The sequence below is a fragment of the Streptomyces sp. PKU-EA00015 genome, assembly GCF_013387495.1.
Taxonomy (GTDB): domain Bacteria; phylum Actinomycetota; class Actinomycetes; order Streptomycetales; family Streptomycetaceae; genus Streptomyces.
The window spans coordinates 1-19,013 of sequence record NZ_JABZEE010000001.1; the positions used below are offsets into that span (position 1 = coordinate 1).

Annotated in this window: 11 protein-coding genes; 1 reads left to right on the top strand and 10 read right to left on the bottom strand. The window is 71.6% G+C overall.

Features of this window, described 5'->3' with window-relative positions; genetic code table 11:
• The 6 genes from HW130_RS00005 to eccD all read right to left on the bottom strand — a co-directional run.
• Window positions 1-1,908, bottom strand: a 1,908-nt coding sequence (locus HW130_RS00005; RefSeq protein WP_177147228.1) for an AAWKG family protein, incomplete at its 3' end; no start/stop codon positions are given.
• Between the two features lie 119 nt (window positions 1,909-2,027).
• Complete coding sequence (locus HW130_RS00010; protein WP_177147229.1) at window positions 2,028-2,495, bottom strand: type VII secretion system-associated protein; 468 nt, start codon at window positions 2,493-2,495, stop codon at window positions 2,028-2,030.
• Window positions 2,496-2,827: 332 nt separating this feature from the next.
• A complete protein-coding gene (locus tag HW130_RS00015; RefSeq protein ID WP_177147230.1) occupies window positions 2,828-3,136 on the bottom strand; it encodes a WXG100 family type VII secretion target in 309 nt (102 codons plus the stop codon).
• Window positions 3,137-3,221: 85 nt separating this feature from the next.
• A complete protein-coding gene (locus tag HW130_RS00020; protein ID WP_177147231.1) occupies window positions 3,222-3,557 on the bottom strand; it encodes a hypothetical protein in 336 nt (111 codons plus the stop codon).
• A 502-nt stretch (window positions 3,558-4,059) separates the two neighbouring features.
• Window positions 4,060-5,658 (bottom strand): type VII secretion protein EccB, encoded by a 1,599-nt coding sequence (gene eccB, locus HW130_RS00025; protein WP_177147232.1) that lies wholly within the window; start codon window positions 5,656-5,658, stop codon window positions 4,060-4,062.
• Between the two features lie 45 nt (window positions 5,659-5,703).
• Complete coding sequence (eccD, locus tag HW130_RS00030) at window positions 5,704-7,110, bottom strand: type VII secretion integral membrane protein EccD (protein WP_177147233.1); 1,407 nt, start codon at window positions 7,108-7,110, stop codon at window positions 5,704-5,706.
• A 454-nt stretch (window positions 7,111-7,564) separates the two neighbouring features.
• Between eccD and eccCa the strand changes: the two genes are divergently transcribed.
• On the top strand, window positions 7,565-11,602 hold the full coding sequence (eccCa, locus tag HW130_RS00035; protein ID WP_177147234.1) for a type VII secretion protein EccCa: 4,038 nt from the start codon (window positions 7,565-7,567) through the stop codon (window positions 11,600-11,602).
• Window positions 11,603-11,849: 247 nt separating this feature from the next.
• Here eccCa and HW130_RS00040 read toward each other — a convergent pair whose 3' ends face one another.
• From HW130_RS00040 to HW130_RS00055, 4 genes are all read right to left on the bottom strand, one after another.
• A complete protein-coding gene (locus HW130_RS00040) occupies window positions 11,850-13,094 on the bottom strand; it encodes a S8 family serine peptidase (RefSeq protein ID WP_177147235.1) in 1,245 nt (414 codons plus the stop codon).
• Window positions 13,091-16,408, bottom strand: coding sequence for a right-handed parallel beta-helix repeat-containing protein (locus HW130_RS00045; RefSeq protein WP_177147236.1), 3,318 nt, complete (start codon window positions 16,406-16,408; stop codon window positions 13,091-13,093). The genes HW130_RS00040 and HW130_RS00045 overlap by 4 nt, the downstream gene beginning before the upstream one ends.
• A 144-nt stretch (window positions 16,409-16,552) precedes the next feature.
• On the bottom strand, window positions 16,553-17,761 hold the full coding sequence (locus HW130_RS00050; RefSeq protein WP_177147237.1) for a ricin-type beta-trefoil lectin domain protein: 1,209 nt from the start codon (window positions 17,759-17,761) through the stop codon (window positions 16,553-16,555).
• A complete protein-coding gene (locus HW130_RS00055) occupies window positions 17,758-18,582 on the bottom strand; it encodes a type VII secretion system-associated protein (protein ID WP_177147238.1) in 825 nt (274 codons plus the stop codon). Before HW130_RS00055 ends, HW130_RS00050 begins: the two co-directional genes overlap by 4 nt.
• Window positions 18,583-19,013: the final 431 nt, after the last annotated feature.

Here is a 19,013-nt window from a genome sequence, read left to right on the forward strand (position 1 = left end):
GCTGCTGCCGTCCGGGAAGTCGGTGGTGAGCTTGCCGCCGTCGGCCTGGGTGGTCCCGCCGGTCGGGGTCTTGAGCGGGCCGCCGCCCCCGGCGTTCAACCCGCCGAGGTTGCCGAGAGGCGTGGTGATCAGCGCGTCGGTCCGGACTCCCTGGCCGTCACCGAGCCGGCTGTTCACGTCGCCGATGTCGCCCGGGCTCTCGGTGACCGGGTTGTTCTGGTTCAGCAGGTCGTCGAGGCTGCCGAGGTTCTGTGCAGTGACCGCGTTGGGATCGTTGAGGCCGCCGAGGCTCTCCTGCATGGCCTTGGCCTGCTCCTCGGCCTCGCGCTGGGCCTCCTCCTGCTCGCGCCTCTGCTCCTCACGCAGTTCGTCCTGGTACTTCTTGTCCTCGTCGCGCTGCTGGTTCTGCTCGTTCCGCAACTCGTCCTGGAGGCGCTTGGCCTCCTCCTGCTCCTTCTCCTGCTCCGCGCGCAGTTCGTCCTGATACTTCTTGTCCTCCTCCCGCTGCCGGTTCTGCTCCTCGCGGAGTTCATCCTGGTACCTGCGGTCCTCCTCGCGCTGCCGGTTCTGCTCCTCTCGGAGTTCATCCTGGTACTTGCGGTTCTCCTCGTTCTGCCTGTTGATCTCCTCCTTCTCCTCCTTCAGCTTCTTCTCCTCGTACTCCTCCGAGGCCGTGCTGGTGGACTTCGGCTTGGGTACGTTCTCCGAGAAGTCCTTGCCGAGGTCGATGAAGTGGTTGTTCAGGTCCGACTGCACCTGGGCGGCGGGCTTGCCCAGGTACTCGTCGACGCCCTGGCTCCAGATCCTGACGGCCTTGTCGCCGACCTTCGCCCAGTTGGCGATGTCGGTCAGGTCGCCGTACTCCGGGTGCACCTGCGAGAAGCCGCCCTGCGGGCTGTGCCTGACGGTGGTGCCGTAGCGGCTGGTGGTGGACGTGATGTCCGTCTTGGCGACGTTGTTCGAGTCCACCCACTGGGCGAGGTCGTCCAGAACGTAGCGCAGCACCTGGTGCGGGTCGTAGTACGAGGACTTTGCCCAGGTCAGCCACGCGTCGAGCAGCTTCGTGGCGGAGTCCTCCAGGTACTTGCGGCCCAGCGAGAGGGCGCGTGAGTACACCGTGTTGCCGGTGCCCGTCTCGTCGCCGGTGCCGGCCGAGGAGTCGAAGGTCTCGACGTAGCTGTCGTAGTTCTCCCGGATCTTCTTGATCAGGCTGCGGAAGACCTCCGCCGCTTCGCCCTTCCAGCTCGCGTCGTCCCGGCCGAAGCGGTCCTCCCAGTCCTTCAGCACCGTCGCGTGGTCCCTGAAGAACTTGGCGGCGAAGTCGAAGGAGTCCCCGGTGGTGTTGAAGGAGTTCAGGTCCACCGCGTCGCCCCCGGCCACGCCCAGGTTGCTGAACCGGGCATCCTGGCTGCTGCCTCGCAGCAGGGCAAGGAGCGCCGCCCGCGGCCCGTTCATGTACCGGGCGAGCGGGATGGTGCTCATCTTGTCCTTGTTGTAGTCCGTGAACTCGTTGCCCTCACGGACCTGGGCGTCGTGGACGTTGTCGGAACCCGGGCCGGCGAAGATGATCTCCTCGCCGTCCTTCACGCGGCCCTCGAAGACGATCCGGGCCTGCATGATCGACTGCTTCTTGCCGCTGTCGAAGAACCAGATGTCGTAGTCCTCGCCCTTGTTCGTCAGGAAGCCGGAGTCCTTGACGAGCAGGCCGAGGCTGCGCTCCTTGATGTCCATCCGGAAGAGCTTGCCGCCGTGATCGGATCGGAGCGTGTCGAAGACGGTGTTCCTGTCCGGCACCGGATAGCCGGTGATGTGGGTGACCAGGGTGGCCCAGGTGTCGCTCGACGGGTCGCCGGCGTTGTCGAACTTGTCGAGATTGGCGACGGAGTTGGGATCGTACCGATCGGCCACCGGGCGCCCTTTCTGGTCGGTTGTCGTCCGTGCCGGCGCACCGCGTCTTCGTACGGATGGGCAGGCGTGTGTCTGTCACGGCGGCGCGCCGAGCGGCTACCGGCGCGCGAGGCTCTGACTCAGTCGTCTTCCGGTTCGCCGGTGGTGCCGGCGGTGAGCGTGTCGACCTCTTCGAAGGTCTGCAGCAGCGTCTGCGCGTCGATCGCCCCGAGGTTCTTGTCCTTGGTCTTGTTCGCCTCCTCGATGGTGTCCGTGAGCGCCTCCTTCAGTTCCTTGAAGAGCTCCATCTGGTCACCGAGCAGTTTGTCGATGGACTCGGCCGCGGCGCGCACGCCCTCGATCAGCTTCGGTCCCGAGACCAGGGGCTCGGTGACCATCTTGCCGATGCGCAGGAGCTGTTTGTTCTGGTCGAGGTTCTCCGCGGTGGTGTGCCCGTCGATGAGCCGGCCGAGCGGGCGGATGGTGGAGCCGTCGCCGTCCTCGCGGTGCTTCTTCGCGGCGGTGTAGACCGGCTGTACCTCGTTGTCCCGGAAGTTCTCCATCTGCTTGAGGTCGAAATGCTTGACGTCGGCCTTCTCACCGGCCATGGGACGATCTCCTGCTGCTTGGTTGCCGGACGGGGATACGGGATGACCCGGTGGGTATGTGGCGTACGGACGAGGGACGGATCGGCGGGCCTGCGTGCGGGGGTCGGCCCACCGGGTCTCCGTCGCGAACTCTCGCCTGCTCGGCGGCGTCCGGCACGTCCTTCCCGGAGTCCTGGAGCAGGGGCGCGGCCTGTTGCCTCAACCTGTCGCAACCGTCCGCATGGGGCTGCCATGCGGACGGTTCGGCACCTTCGACATCACGCACGCGACGCCGGGTCCCGCCCCTCGGGACGGACGAGGCGAAAGCCCCGGCCGGGCCCGGGGGCCCAGGCCTAACGGGCCCGCACACTGCCCCAGTTGTCGGCGCTCTTGCGCTCGTCACGGGAGTGGTTGTCGTGGATGGTCCGGATCAGCTCGCCGTTGTCGCCGAGCAGTCGCGCCATGTTCTTGGTGGCGTTGTCCCACTCCGCCTGGACCTCACGGTACTTCTCCTGGTCCGCACCCTCCCAGGAGGTGACGAGCGGCTTCAGCTCGTCCTCCAGGTTGTTGAGGGTCGTGATGATCCCCTGGGTCTGTTCCATCAACTCCTCGATGGCCTGCTGAACCTTGGGGTATTGCACGTCAATAATGCCGTCGGCCATGACGTCTCCTCTCGAAGGCCGGGCGCCGGGCCCGGGAAGCTCACGAAGTCCGGCCCCGTCGAAGAGGGCCGGTACTGCGGGTGGTTCAGCGCAGTGCTTCGAAGACGCCCTGGCTGGTCTTGCTGTTGAGGACCTCGGTCAGGTCCTGGTTCTCCTTCGCCAGGCGGTTGGCGGAGGTCACGTTCTCCTGGAGCGCGTCGATCATCGTGCTGATCTGGACGACGACCTTCTGTGCCTCGGTGTTCCAGCTGCGGAAGAGCTTCAGCAGGGCCTGGCCCTCGTCGCCACCGACGCCCGAACGTGCGGCGATCTGGGCAACGTTGTCCTGGATCTTCTCGACCTGGCTCCGGGCCGACTCCAGAGAGGAGACGCCCCCCAAGCCCTTGGCATAATCCGCTTTCCTCGCGGCACTGTCCGCCATGTCACGCTCCCTTCGGTCAGGCGCGTCTCGTCGCACCGTTGCCCGCTGAGGCTAAAGAGAGAACAGGGGTCCGCGCAACGCGTTCGGGGAAGATGTGAGCAACGGCCGGTTCGGAGGAATTCGCCTGTGTGGCAACGGAGTTGTGCGGACGTTGCAGCGGGATGAACAGGTACGCCCGGACGACGGGCACGCAGGACGTGGACCGTCCGCAGGTCAACCCCCGTGCGGGCGAAAAACGGGCACACGAAGAGACCGAACGGTCATCGGGACGGACCACACCGGCAATGCGCGCGTACCCGTGGAGTTTCCCGGGTACGCCGGTCCGAATTACTTGAGCTTCTCCTGAGGTTTCGCCTTCGTATGCGGCACCGCGACAACTCCTCCGACTCGGCGACTTCGCGCCACCTGCGCCGAGTTCGGGCTGACGTTTCCCTCCGCGCGTCCTTTTCTTTTCTTTTCCCTCGGCGCCGTATGTGTTCCTGGCCGGAATCGGTGCGTGGTGTCAGCTCTGTGAAGCGGCGCCCGCTGCGTCCACCTTTCCTGCCTTATCCGCCTTGTGCGCTTCTTCGGTCTTCCCGGGCTGCTCCGACTGATCGGCGGCGCCGCACTCGGGAGCCGTCACCTTGGGTTCGGTGGCGCCGGCCGCGGCGGTCGCGTCGAGGTCCGCGCCGGTGGGGAGGGCCGCAAGCAGCGGTGCCGGGACCGAGCCGATGTCCGCGGCCTCGTACCCGAGTGCTGCCAGCGATTCCTTGGCGGAGACGCGGTACTTCACGCCGTTGTCCGCCACCAGGTAGGTGGTTCCGGCGTGCGCGGCACCGCTCGCGTGCAGGGCCCGGACCAGAGCGCCGTGCCCCGGCCGTACCACCGTGACGTCCGTCGGGACACAGGCCGGCTTCAGCGGCTGGGCCGTGCCCTCCGACACGGCGACCGGGGCGAGCTGGGTCAGCGGGACCAGCACCGACCTGATCCGCACGCCGCCGTTGTCGCCGTCCACCTGCGCGCAGAGCGCGGTGCCGCGCTCCGCGGACTGCGGGAGCGGCGGCGCGTCCGGCAGCTCCGCGGATCCGGCGGAGCCCGCATCCTTCGCCCGGTGCTCGCGCAGCGCGTCCGCGCCGACCGTGCGCACCTCGGGCGACTGCCCCTGGTAGGCGTCCTTCTGGGTGGCCGGGTCGCCCAGCACCAGGGCGGCGCCGAGCCGGGTCAATGGCACCAGGCCGTCCTTGCGCAGCAGGTGGTAGGTACTGCCCCCGCCGGGCACGCTGACCTTGAACAGCTGGCCGATCCGGCTGGCCTCACCACCGAGTTCGGGGCCTTCATCGCCGCGCCCCGCCACCGCGGGCGGCTTCAGGGCGGGGCCGGGTGCCAGCGCGTCGAGGAAGGCCGCCGAGACCCGCATCGGCTGCTGTGAGCCGTAACCGAGGGCGTTGCGGGCGTCGGAGGCACGGTCCAGCGGCAGCCTACTGCCCCGCCACACCAGGTACTCGGTGTCGTCCGGGCCGCGTACCAGCACACCGTGGTCGCGGCCGATGCCTCGGGAGTCCAGGGGCTTCCCGGCCGCCACGGTGGTGGCGCCCGGCTTGTCCACCCCGCTGGTCGTCACGACGCCGGAGGTGTTGGGCAGCGCCCCGTCGGGACCGGTGACGCACATGTGCCAGGCGCCGTCCTCGAGTTGGCCGGCCTCGGGCACGACGTCGGGGGCGCCGGGGATACCGACCGGGGCGCCCACCGGGACGCCCTGCAGCGAGGGCGTACGGACGTCCGCGGTCGCCAGGTCGGAGCCGCCGATCAGCTTCGCCGAGGCGTAGTTGCGCACGGGGTGCAGTACGCCGTCGGTGCCGGTCCACAGATATCGTGCGCCGGTGTCACGGTTGACCACCAGGTGCTTGCCGTCACGCCAGCTGTCGTTCCCGCCGGGGCGCAGCAGGCCGTAGACGGTGGCGCCCGCGCCGATCAGGACGGTGACCAGTACACCGAAGACCACGCCCCGGGTAGTGCGCCCGAGCGGGCTCTCCGGGGCGTCCGGGTCGGCCATCAGCAGGCTCGAGCTGAGCCTGCCCATCATGAACGTGTGGGCGTGTACCTGGTCTCGTTTGGACTGCACGGCCTCTCCTCAACTCCTTCTCCATGCCGCGGCGTAGGGGTGTGCTCAGCCGAACAGGCCGCGCAGCCAGCCGAAGAGCCCCGCTGCCCAGAGGGCGAGCGGCAGCAGCGCCACCGCGAAGCCGGTGTGCGCGAGTTCCGCCGCGCGACCCCAGTACGGCAGCATCCGGCGGCCGGGCACCGTCCAGGCGGCGATCACGAGTGCGGCCGCGGCGGCGAGCAGCACCACGAAGACCAGTACGCGTCCGTCGCCGTGGTCGTCCACCGCCCAGGAGCGGGCGAGCAGCAGCAGCCCCCAGACACCGGGTACGGCCAGGGTCAGCCGCTGCCCGATGTGCACCAGGCCGCGGCAGTGCAGGAGCAGCAGCAGGCTCAGCCCGACGGAGGTCAGCACCTCGGGCAGGTTCGGGTGGTCGGTGAGGACGACCAGGGCGGCCGCGGCGATGATGCCCGTGGCGGCGAAGAGTGCGGTGACCCAGCGCCCGGCCAGTTCGGTGCGCTCGGCGACGTCGTCGCCCGCGTAGGGCTCGATGCCCTCCTGGAGCTGGCTTGCGGAGGACGGCAGCGCGGGCAGGCGCATCCCGGCCAGTTTGAAGGCGAACGGTGCCACCGCTCCGGCGGCGAGGGCGACCGCGGTCGCCACCAGCGCCACAGAGGCCGGTACGTCCAGACCGGTGTAGCCCATCAGGGCCCCGGCGATCGCGGTCGCCACCGAGACCAGCGCGGTGGCGAAGAGGGCCGGGGCGCCGACCGCGGTGGCGGCGAGCGCGAGGACCGCGCCGCCCGCTCCGGCCGCGCCTGCCGCGAGGAGCCGTGCGCCCGCGACCTGTGCCGCGTCGGGGCCGGTCAGGTCTCCGCCCGGCAGCAGCCAGCCGGCCAGCGCCAGGCAGGGCGCGACGAGCAGGGCGAGCGCGGTCGCGGAGAGGCGGTCGCCGACCGCGCGGCTGGCCGAGCCCGCGCCCGCGAGCAGCAGCAGCCCGGTCACGGCCGCGAAAGCGACCTGGGTGGATTCGGAGCCGGTCGCCCCGGGCCAGAGCACCAGCGCGAGGGCGGCCGCCACGGTCGCCACCGCGGTGCCCACCAGGAGTCCGCGGGCCGCTTCGGGGTGCCAGGTGTGCAGCTTCCGGCCCGCGGTGTCGGCTATCCCGTCCACCAGGTCGTCGAGCCGGGCCTCGGGCAGCGCCTCGGTGTGCGGGCGCAGGTAGAGCACGGCGCCGTCGGCGAACCCGGCGTGGGCGAGGGTGGTCTCCTCGTCGAGCGGAGCGCCGCCGAGTTGCTGGAGCACCCAGCCGGCATGGTCGAGACCGGCCTCCTCGGCTTCCTCGCCCACATAACGGAGCAGCGTCGGCAGGAGATCGGCGACCGGCACGTCGGCGGGCACGGCCAAATCGACGGAGACGCTCGGCGCACGTACGGTCAGGCGGCACAGCTCGGCCACCGCACTGTCGGTCATCAGCTGAACTCTCGTCTTCCGTTGGGGCTTTGACAGGAGGACTTCCCCGGGAGAGGGGACCTGCGAAGAGTACGGAGGGCCGGCGCGGCCAGGAACGGGGGGTACGGGCTGGGGAATTGCGTCCGCGCGGCCGGCGACCGCCTCTCCCCCGTGGACAGGTCGCGTTCCGTGAATGCAGACTACTGCCTACCCCCGCCGGATCGTGCTGCGGACCGGACTCATCGTCCGGTATGGAGTTGTCCTCCACGGGAGTTGACCGTCCTCGCTATCCGCTCGAAGCACTCACCCCGGCGTTCACCGCGTCATGCGGCACCCGGAGAATCGGCTCGGTGCGGTCTTTCCCGCTACCGGGCGTGCCGGTATTCGGTGCGGGCCACAAAGGCAGTGAAACCGGAGGTTCTGTTCCGTGAGTGTGGTGCTGTTTCGCCGGCCGGCCCGCAGACGCGGACCGGAGATGCCCGAGGGTCAATTGACCCTTCAGGAGCCACCGGTCCTCGCCGAGACCGTGCCCGACACCTCGGCGATATGGACCTATTTGCCGATGGCGCTGATGTCGGTGTCCATGATGCTGATGTTCCTGCGCCCCGGCGGCGGGAACGGCGTCTTCATGTATCTGGCGATGGGCGTCATGGCGCTCTCCGCCGGTGCCATGCTGCTGGGGCAGCTGATGCGCCGCTCCAGCGAGCGCAAGCAGCGCCTGAAGGGCGAGCGCCGCGACTACCTCCGCTATCTGGCGCAGACCCGCAAGCGGGTCCGTGCCACGATCGTGGAGCAGCAGCGTGCGCTCGCCTGGCGCCACCCGGACCCCGCCTCGCTGCGCTCGCTGGCCCGCACCTCGCGGCTGTGGGAGCGCCGTCCGACCGACGAGGACTTCGGCGAGGCCCGGCTCGCGGTCGGCGAGCAGCAGCTCGCGCTCACCCTGCAACCGGTCTCCACCCGACCGGTGGAGGACCTCGAACCGCTCTGCGCCCACGCCCTGCGCCGCTTCATCCGCGCCTACTCCACCGTCCCGGAACAGCCCCTCGGCCTCTATCTGCGCTCCTCGGCCCGGATCCTGCTGCGCCCCGAGGAGACTCCGGGCCGGGCGACCGCCGAGCCGGTCGTCCCGCCGGCCGGGGAGACCGGCGGGGCCCGGGCCGAGGGCGGCGCCCCGGTGGAGGACCCGACCGACGCCGTACGCGCTCTCGTGCGCGCCGCGCTCGGCCAGCTCGCGGTGTTCCACGCGCCCGAGGAGCTGTGGATCGCCGTCTGTGTCAGTGACGAGCGGCGGCCCGACTGGGAGTGGGTCAAGTGGCTGCCGCACGCGCTGCACCCGCACGAGGAGGACGGCGCGGGTCAGGTCCGCCGGATCACCGCCGACCTCACCGAGCTGGACGACCTGCTCGGCGCCGAGTTCGCGGAGCGCCCCGGCTTCGATGCGGAAGCCCGCCCCGGTCGTGACGAGCCCTACACGGTCGTCGTCCTGGACGGCGTCACCGTCCCCGAGGGCCATCGCTGGGAGGGGCACGGCTACCGCAACGCCGTGGTCCTCGACGTCTCCGGGGCGCTGCGCTGGCGGCCCGGTCGCAACACGCTGCGGCTGACCGTCGGTCCCGACCAGGTGAGCCTGGTGCGCACCGACCGCAGCCGCAAGGAGCGTTCCGTGCCGCTCGGCCGCCCGGACCGGCTCGGCCCGCTCGCCGCGGAGTCGCTGGCCCGGCTGCTCACCCCCCGCCGGATCAGTCTGGGCACCGACATCGCGCAGCCGCTGGACAGCGACGTCGAACTGACCACCCTGCTCGGCATCCCCGACCTGCACCGGCACGACCCGGCCACGCTCTTCGCCCGGCACACCGGCGCCGCGCGGCTGCGGGTTCCGGTCGCGGTCGGTGTGGACGGCCGCCCGGTGGAACTCGACATCAAGGAGTCCGCGCAGGGCGGCATGGGCCCCCACGGCATGCTCATCGGCGCCACCGGCTCCGGCAAGAGCGAGCTCCTGCGCACCCTCGTCCTCGGCCTCGCGCTGACCAACTCCTCCGAGACCCTCAACTTCGTCCTGGTCGACTTCAAGGGCGGCGCCACCTTCCTGGGCCTGGAGGAACTCCCGCACACCTCCGCCGTCATCACCAACCTGGCCGACGAAGTGGCGCTGGTGGAGCGCATGCAGGATGCCCTGCACGGCGAGCTCATGCGCCGCCAGGAGCTGTTGCGCTCGGCCGGCAACTACACCTCCGCCCTGGAGTACGAGCGGGCCCGCGCCGCGGGGGCCGACCTCACCCCGCTGCCGAGCCTGTTCGTGGTGGTCGACGAGTTCAGCGAGCTGCTCTCCACACACCGGGAGTTCATGGACCTGTTCGTGATGATCGGCCGCCTCGGCCGCTCCCTCGGGGTGCATCTGCTGCTCGCCTCGCAACGCCTGGACGAGGGCCGCATGCACCAGTTGGAGAGCCACCTGTCGTACCGGATCGGCCTGCGCACCTTCTCCGCCATGGAGAGCCGCGGCGTGCTCGGTGTTCCGGACGCCTATGAGCTCCCGGCCCAGCCCGGCAGCGGCTATCTGAAGTCCGGTGTGGAGGCACTGACCCGCTTCCGGGCGGCCTACTCCTCCGGCACCTACCGGCGTCGCACCGGCGCGGTGGTGCAGGCACGGGTGGCCAGCCAGGTGGTGCCGTGGACCAGCGGCTGGGTGGTGCCGCGCACGCTGGAGGCGGCGCCCGAGCCGGAGCCGGAGACCGAGGAGAGCGAGGAGGACGAGGAGACGCTGCTCGCCGTGGCTCTCGACCGGCTGCGCGACTCGGGCCCCGCCGCCCACCAGGTGTGGCTGCCTCCGCTGGACGAGCCGTCCCCGCTGGACGCCCTGCTGCCCGGCATCGCTCCGGACCCCGAGCGCGGCCTCACCGCTGCCGGCTGGTCCGGCACCGGCAAGTTGCGGGTGCCGGTCGGCCTGGTGGACAAGCCCTTCGAGCAGCGCCGCGACCCGCTGATCGTGGACCTGTCCGGGGCAGGCGGCCACGTCGCCATCGCGGGCGGTTCGCAGAGCGGCAAGTCCACGCTCACCCGCACCCTGATCGGCGCCCTCGCCCTCACCCACACGCCCGCCGAGATCCAGTTCTACTGCCTGGACTTCGGCGGCGGCGGCCTCTCGCAGCTCGCCGCGCTGCCGCACGTGGGCGGCGTCGCGGCGCGGCTCAACCCGGAGCGGGTGCACCGGGCGGTCGCCGAGGTGATGACGCTGCTCGCCCGGCGCGAGCAGTTCTTCGTGGACCACACCATCGACTCCATGCAGTCCTACCGCCGCCGCAGGGCAGCCGGGGAGTTCCCCGACGAGCCGTTCGGGGATGTGTTCATGGTGGTCGACGGCTGGTCGACGGTCCGCCAGGACTACGACGACCTGATCCCGAAGTTCAACGAACTGGCCGCCCGCGGCCTCAACTACGGCATTCACCTGCTCATCACCACGACCCGCTGGGTGGAGCTGTCCGCGCAGGTGCGCGACCAGTCCGCCACCCGCCTGGAACTGCGGATGGGCGACCCGATGGACTCCGAGATCGACACCCGCAAGGCCCGCTCGGTGCCGCGCAGCGGCGGTCGCGGCATCACCGCCGACAGCAAGATGCACTTCCTCGCCGGCCTGCCCCGGCTGGACGGCAGCGGTTCCCTCGAGGACCTCGGCGATGGTGTCGCCCACCTGGTCACCGAGGTCGCCCGGCACTGGTCCGGCGCACCGGCCCCGCAGGTGCGGATGCTGCCGCACCGGCTCCCGCTCGCCGAACTCCCCGCGCCGGAGTCCACCGAGGGCGGTGGCATGCGCCTGCCTCTCGGTATCGACCAGGACGCCCTGGAACCGGTCTGGCACGACTTCAGCCGCACCCCGCACCTGATCGTGGTCGGCGACACCGAGAGCGGCAAGACCAACCTGCTGCGCAGCATCACCGCGGGCATCACCGCCCGTTACTCCCCCGCCGAAGCGAAGATCATCGTGGTGGACTACCGCCGCACCCTGGTGGACACCGTCCCCGAGGAGTACCGCATCGGGCACGTGATCTCCCTGGACAACCTCAAGGAGACCGTCGAGGGCGCGGCCAGGGCGATGAAGACCCGCGTCCCCGGCGCCGACATCGCCCCCAGCCGCATGCGCACCTGCGACTGGTGGACCGGACCGCGTCTGTTCATCCTGATCGACGACTACGACATGGTCTCCGGCAACTCGTTCCAGAGCCCCATGGAGCCGCTCTTCGAGTACCTGACGCTCGGATTCGAGATGGGCCTGCACCTGGTGGTCGCCCGCAGTGCCATGGGCGCCGGCCGCGGCCTCAGCGACGGACTCGTCCGCCGCCTCGACGAGGCCAACAACCCCGCCGTCCTCCTCTCCTGCCCGCCCACGGAGGGCCGTCTCTTCGGCAACGCGAAGCCCCGGAACCTCCCTCCCGGCCGAGCGCTGCACATCGCCCGCCGCCGGGCGAAGCTGATGCAGACGGCACTGGTGGAGGAGCCCCGGGGTCAGGCGGACTGAGGGACCACGAGCGCGAAGGGCACGTACGGAACCGGCAGCGGGGGCCACTTGACGTGGCCCCCGCTGCCGGTTCCGGGCCGGTGGTACGGCGCTGGTGGACGGCCGCGAGGGATGGGCGACCGGCGATCCGGCGTTTCGGCTTCGGCAACTGGTCGGGAACAACGTACGGCCGGCACCGGCGAGCCGCCGGGGCCCGCCGTACGGCCTGCGGATGGGGCGCCAAGGGGCACCCCGCCCGCAGCTCCGTTCAGACCTTGTCCGTGCCGCCCGCTCCGGCCGGACGCCAGCCCCTGGCGCGGGCCCTGGGGAGGGCGAAGGCCGCCCACAGGATGGCGAGGACGCCTGCGGTGCCGAGGAGGACGAAAAGCGTGGCTCGGTCGGTGGCGCGGTCGGCGGCCGAGGTGTCGCGGACGGCCACGGGGTCCGCGGCGCGCTCGGCGCCGGCAGCCGTACCCGAGTCGCCGAGGACCGTGGTGACGGCGGCATACGGGTCCAGCTGGGGGATGTCTGCGGGGTAGGCGGTGGCGATGAGACGGCGCGCGACGGCGTCGGGCGAGTCGTCGGGCCGGACGGCGCGGACTGCCGCGGCGGCCCCTGCGGCATAGGCGGTGGCCACCGAGGCGCCGGCGCCGAGGTAGTGGCCGTCGCCGCGCGGGCCGCCGGAGACCACCCCGGCGCCGGGGGCGGCCAGGTCGATGCCGCTGGTGGCCAGGGAGTTGTCCGGGCGGACGCCGCCGGGAAGCATGTCGGCGACCGAGAGGACCCCCGGTTCACCGGCCGGCCAGTAGGTGCGCGACGGGATTTCGTCGGTGCCGCCCCGGGGCGGGTCCGGGGTGGCCGCGGCGACCACCAGCGCGCCCTCCCGGCGGGCGTCGGCGACCGCACGGGTCAGTTCCGCGTCACGACGCGGCAGGGCCGCCGCGACGGCGATGACGCCGGCTCCGGCCTCGGTCGCCTCGCGCAGCGCCTGCGTGACGAGGCCGGCGCTCGCCCGACCGCGCTGGTCGGTACCGCGCAGGGCCAGGATCTTCGCGCCCGGGGCGACACCGGTCAGACGCGAGCCGCCGTCGCCGGACCCGGCGATCAGCCCGGCCATGAAGGTTCCGTGGCCGACGCAGTCGTCGCCGGCCGTGCCCTCGGCGGTGACCCTGCCGCTGAGCCCGGCGGCGCCCGGGGCGACACCGGTGTCGATCAGGGCGACGGTCACGCCCGCGCCGGTGCTGTACCGGTGCAGCCGGTCCAGGTCGAGGCGCTGGCGCGACCAGTCCTGCTTCTTCGCCTTCTCGCGGGACGCGGGGGTGCAGGCGACCGCATCCGCGTCCGGATCGAGCGCGGAGGGCATGCCGGGCAGTTTCTGGCTCTTCTCCCCGTCGGCCGCCGGCAGGCGCGACGGGGGTGCCGCCTGGGCCGGGACGGCCGTGGGCAGCAGCAGCGCGGCGGCGAGTCCGGTGCCGGACAGCAGGCGGGCCACCCCGCGGGCGGGCGTCGTCATCGCGGAGCCGCCTTCGGCGCCGCGGACACGACGTCCTCGGGGAGCAGGATGCGCAGGTCGTCCAGAGTGGGTGCGGCCAGTGAACTGAGCCGCCCTGCCTGACGGGTGACCATCGACTCGACCACCTGACGGGCCAGGCGGGCGTTGCCGAAGGAGCGGTCCCGGGGCAGCGAGTCGAAGTACTCCTTGAGCAGCGGGCCGGTGCCGGCTCCGCACTCGTAGCCCATGCTCGAGGCCTGGGCCCGCACGATGGTGACCAGTTCCTCGGAGGAGTAGTCCGCGAAGGAGATCCGGCGCGGGAAGCGGGAGGACAGGCCCGGGTTGGAGGCGAGGAAGCGCTCCATCTCGTCCGTGTAGCCGGCGACGATGACGACCACCTCGTCGCGGTGGTCCTCCATCAGCTTCAGCAGGGTGTCCACGGCCTCCTGACCGAAGTCGGCGCCGCCGCCGCGCGGGGTGAGGGTGTACGCCTCGTCGATGAACAGCACGCCGCCGCGGGCCCGTTCGAAGACCTCGCGGGTCAGCTGGGCGGTGTGGCCGATGTAGCGGCCGACCAGGTCGGCGCGGGCCGCCTCGATCAGCTGGCCCCGGTCGAGGATGCCGAGCTGGGTCAGGATCTCCCCGTAGAGGCGGGCGACGGTGGTCTTGCCCGTACCGGGCGGACCGGTGAAGACCAGGTGGTTGCTGAGGGAGGGCACCGGCAGTCCGGCGGCGGCACGGTGGCGGGCGGTGGTGATGAGGTTGACCAGGTCCGCGACCTCGCGCTTCACCTCGGCCAGGCCGATCATGTCGCCGAGGCGGGTCAGCGGGTCGTCGGCCGGGGCCGCGGTCTCGGCGGCCGACGCGCCGGCGGTGGCGGAGACGTCCTCCGGCAGCAGCAGCCGCAGGTCGTGCTCACCGACCTGCTGCAGGGTGGCGAGCCGGACCGCCTGTCTGTCCACCATCTCCTCGAACACCCCGCGTGCGGCACGGCCGTTGCCGAAGCCGCTGTCCCGAGGCATCGCCTCGAAGTGCGCGGCCAGCGCCGCCGCGGTGCCCTCGCCCAGCTCGTACTGGTGCTGGGCGCACATGTTCTCCATGATCGCGACCAGTTCGGGCACCGAGTAGTTCTCGAACTCGACGGTCCGCGAAAAGCGGGAGGCCAAGCCGGGGTTGGAGCCGAGGAAGGACTCCATCTCGCGGGAGTAGCCGGCCGCGACCACCACCACGTCGTCGCGGTGGTCCTCCATCAGCTTCAGCAGGGTGTCCACCGCCTCACGGCCGAAGTCGGCGCCGCCGTTGCCGCTGTCCGAGGCGAGCGTGTACGCCTCGTCGATGAACAGCACACCGCCGAGAGCCCGTTGGAAGGTCTCGGTGGTTTTGATCGCGGTACCGCCGACGACCTGCGCGACCAGGTCGGCTCGGGAGACCTCCACCAGGTGCCCGCTGCGCAGCGAACCCAGTTCGGCGAGGATCGCCCCGTACAGGCGGGCGACGGTGGTCTTACCGGTGCCGGGCGGACCGGCGAAGATCAGGTGCCGGCTCATCGGCGGGGCCGACATGCCGAGTTGTTCGCGGCGCTGGGCGAGCTGCGTCAGGTTGACCAGGGTGCGCACCTGCTGCTTGACGTTCTCCAGGCCGATCAGCGCGTTCAGGGCGCCGAGCGGTCCGTCCGCGCGGTCCGGCGGGAGCGCGTCCGCGGCGCCGGAGCCGGCCGGGTCGGTGTTCTCGGCGCTGCCGCTGCCCCACGCGTCCCGCTTGCCGTTGCCGGTGCTGTTCAGGCCCTCGACGGCCAGCCGGTCGCCGGGCGCGGTCTGCACCAGGCCGCCGCCCTCGTTCTCTCGGGCGAGGCAGTTCACCAGGGACACCGGCGCGGTGGACTCCACCCGGAAGCCGTCCTGGGCGCCGCCGGAGACCTCGCAGCCGCTCAGCGAGGCGAGCGCGCCCTCGCGGAGGAGGAAACCGTGGCCCTTGGGGGCGTGCACCGCGGTGCGGTTGGCGGTCAGCTCGCCGCCCGTGGCGACGACCACACCCTCCTCACCGGATATCTCGACGCGGAAGTCGCGGACGGTGACGTTGCCGCCGTCCTCCACGACCAGACCGCTGGTGGCCGTGTCGGAGACTCCGCCACCGGCCAGGTAGAGGGTGCTGCCGGAGGCGACGCGTACACCCGCGCCCTTCGGCCGGACGATCTCGCAGTCCTCCACGCGGCCGCGGGCGTCCTTGGCGGTTGAGATGCCGTCACCGGAGGGTTCCATCAGCCGCGCCCGTCGCAGCAGCGGGTTGGCACCGCCGCGCACCGCGATCGCGGGCGAGCCGCCCATCACCTCGAGGCGGTCCAGCTCCGGCGCCGAGTCCTCCTCCAGGAGCAGCCCGGTCCGGTCGCAGTCGCGGACCGTCAGGCCGGTCAGGGCCGGGGAGGCGGCTCCCGCGACCCGCAGGGCCGCGCCCTGCGCGCCGTCCACCCAGCAGTCCTCGAAGGTGCCGCGCGCCCGGTCGGTGACGAGCACGCCGTGGCCGCGCGTACGCGAGACGCGGCAGCGGCGCAGTACCGGGTCGGTGCCCTGGGCCAGGGTGATGCCGTTCCCGGACGCTCCGGTGACGCGGACGTCCTCCAGCGTCGTACGGCCCCCGCTGCTCAGGTGCACGCCGGTGCTGGTGTCGTGCACCACGGTCCGGACCACCGAGAGGGAGCAGTTCTGCTCCAGGGCGATGGAGGGTTTGTCGGTGGAGGAGATGTCGCAGTCCTCGACGGTGCCGCGGGCCTCGCCGTTGGCGAGCAGGCCGTTGCCGCGGGCGTCGCGGACCGTGCAACCGCGGATGCCTGCCTCGCCCTGCTCCGCGATGACCAGGCCGCTGGTGCCCAGGTGTTCGAAGGTGCAGGACTCCACGGTGGTCGGCGTGGTCGAGGTGACCACGATGCCCGCGCCCTGCGGGTTGCTCACCCGGCACTCCCGCAGTGCGAGTGAACCCGTTCCGCCGGCCAGCATCGCGGTCCAGGCGGCGCCGACGACCTCGCAGGCGTCGAGGGCGGCCTGCCCGCGCCGCACGTCGACGGCCGGCAGTTCGGCGTCGCCGCCGCGCAGAGTCAGTTCGGAGAGCATCACGGCGTCGGCGCGCAGCGCGACCACGCTGCCCGAGCGCGGGCGGATCTCCACCGTCCCCCGCCCTTCGGCGGCGGTGAGGGTGACCCTGGTGTTGATCACCAGGTTCTCCGCGTATGTCCCGGGCCGGACGCTGATGAGTGCGCCGGTACGGGCGGCCGCGAGTGCCTCACCGATCGTCCGGTAGCGGTCCCGGTCCCCCGGTCCGACGGTCAGTACCTGGCGCGACACGCACCAACCTCCTTGCCACGGGGGCGTCTGCAGCGGGCGCCCCCTCGTCCGGGGGCGCGTGTCGGCGAGCCGACGGTGCCATCATGCCTCGCCCTGGGGGCGGGCGAGTGCCGAGAGCGGTGTTCTCGGTCTGTGGGCGTGCTGTCAGACGCTCCACTTCTGGTTGTCGGTCCCCGCGCAGCTCCACAGCTGCAGCCAGGCCCCGCTGCCCGGGTTGTTGTCCTTGATGTCGACGCACTTGCCGACAACGGTGTTGACCAGGTCGTGGCTGGCGTTCAGGACGAACTTCTGGGCGGCGTTGCCACTGCACCAGGCGATCTGGATGGGGGTGCCGTCGTTGTAGTTCGCGTTGGCCACGTCCAGGCACTTGCCCCCGATGCGGACGGTGCCGTCGGAGGCGAACTGCCACTTCTGCGCGGGGCCGTTGTTGCAGTCCCACACGAACAGCTGCTTGCCGTCGCTGAAGTCGCCGCCCGGTACGTCGATGCAACGGCCCGAGAGGTGACTGCGCAGGGAGACGGGGGCACTGAGAGTCACGCCGGAAGGCGCCTTCGCGGGCTCGTCGTTGCGGTCGTCGGACTGCTCCCCGCCGCTCTGTTTCTCCGGCTCGTCCTTCTCACCGGCGTCCTTCGGCCGGCCCTCGACCTTGTCCCCGCCCTTCACCGGGGCGGACGAGGAAGCCTCTTTCACCGGCTCCTTCTGCTTGCCCTGCTGGTCGGGGTCCTTCTTGCCGTCGCCGGAGGAACCCGTGTCGGGCGTGGTCGCAGCGAACTCGCCCGGTGCTTCCTGCGCGTTCCCGCCGAGCACCGTTCCCGCCGACGCCGGCCCGCTGCCGTCCTTGTCGTCGTTCCCGCCGAGCATCATGAACGGCACCGATACGAGCAGCGCCCCCGCGACCGCGGCCCCGGCCAGCACCGCCCTACCCGGCCGCCCCACCGGTCCGGCCTGCTGCTGCGGCCGGTCGATCGCGGTCACGGTCAGGGTCCGTACGAGCGCCGGCAGCCGGCTCTTGGCGGCCGCGGCGGCACCGGGGTCGCCTTCGGCTTCGGACTGACTGCCGGAGGCCGCCCCGCTCTCGGAGTTGGCGCCGGTCCCGGAGCCGGCGCCGGTCTCGGAGCCGGCGCCGCCTTCGGGCTCTGTGGTGCTGCCCTGTGCGGCCGTCTCCTCGGCCGCGGCACGTCTCGTACCGGCCTCGGCTCCGCTCTTCGCCTCCGCGGGCTCAGAGTTGGGCTCGGTCCTGGGTGCGGGTGCGGGTGCGGGCTCGGCGGCGGCTGCGGTCGCGGCCGTCTCCTCGCCGTCGGGACCGGGCTCGGCACCCGGGGAGATGGGGGGTTGCGGGGCCGAACGTGTCACGTGGTCCTCCCTGTGGTGTGGGGCCAGGGTTCAGGAGAGCTGTCGGTCCGGGTCGCGGCCGCAGGGCCGGTACGGTCAGCCGAGCCGGAGAGCCCGCCGGAGTTCTCCACCGTCACGGCCTCTGCTGCGGGCACGCCCTCGGCACCCGGCGCACGTACGGGATCGAGAAGACTGTCCGCCGGGACGAGCAAGGGGGCCGCGGCTCCGGCGTTCGCCAGCAACCGGGTGCCCGAATCACTCAGTGAACGGGCCAACTCGCGTGCGGGAAGCGTGTCATGTCGAAGTGCCGCGGACATGAACTCGTGCACCGGCGAGGTGAACAACAGCACCACCGGTGCCCCGTCCAGGCCGGTGGCCGTGAGCGGCCCGCCGTCCGGCCCGCGCACCACTGTGATCTCCGCCTCCGCGAGCGCCGCGAGCGCCTCGTCCACCGAGCCGTAACCGGTGGCGGCACGCTGCGCCGCCGCGTCCACCGGGTCGCTGGGCTCCGGCCAGCCGAGCACCCGGGCCGAGGGCCGGTACGCCGGGTTGGCGCGGTAGTTCCCCACGCCCCCGTCCTCGTCCGACTGCCACTCCCCCAGCACCGCCCACTCCGGCGGCGTTCGCTCCTCGGTCCACTCCGGGTCGACCACGCCGATCCAGTGCCCCGGCGCCCGGCGGGCGGCGGCCCGCACGGCCTCGGGTATCTCGGGCGTGTCCGCGAATTCGGTGGTCTCGGTGACGTCGGCAACGACTGGCTCGGAAGCGGCGGTCGGGCCGGAGCCGTCGGGCACCACGGACAAGGCATCATGCCTGCCCTCTTGCCGTTCTCCGGGCCGCATTTTCACCTGAACTCTTCGGTCTGTACGAATTCTTGGGTGTGGTGCGCCATGCGCGCACCTCGACGTTGAACAGATCGGGGAGCCAACAGGATGCCACACGCGCCCCGCCCGTGGGCGACCGGGTCATGTCCGTATCAGGGGCCGGTGTGCCTGTTTGCTGCCCGGGTGGTGAACTTTTGGGGACCAGTGAGGCGTGGGTGGACAAAGCGGTGGGGGCGGTTGGGGCTGAGGATGCTGCTGTCGCCCCTGTGACGGGCTAAGTTGGGTGTGCCATCGGACCCGTCGACGTACACATGCCTTCCGCCCGGACGTCCAAGCCAGGGCTGTACGGGAGGACTTCGCGGCTCGGGAAGGTTCGCGGCCCGGAAGAGCCCGGACCGGTCCGCGGCCGCCGCCGCGGAGGGGCACGCGGAACTCGACGACCAGGACCG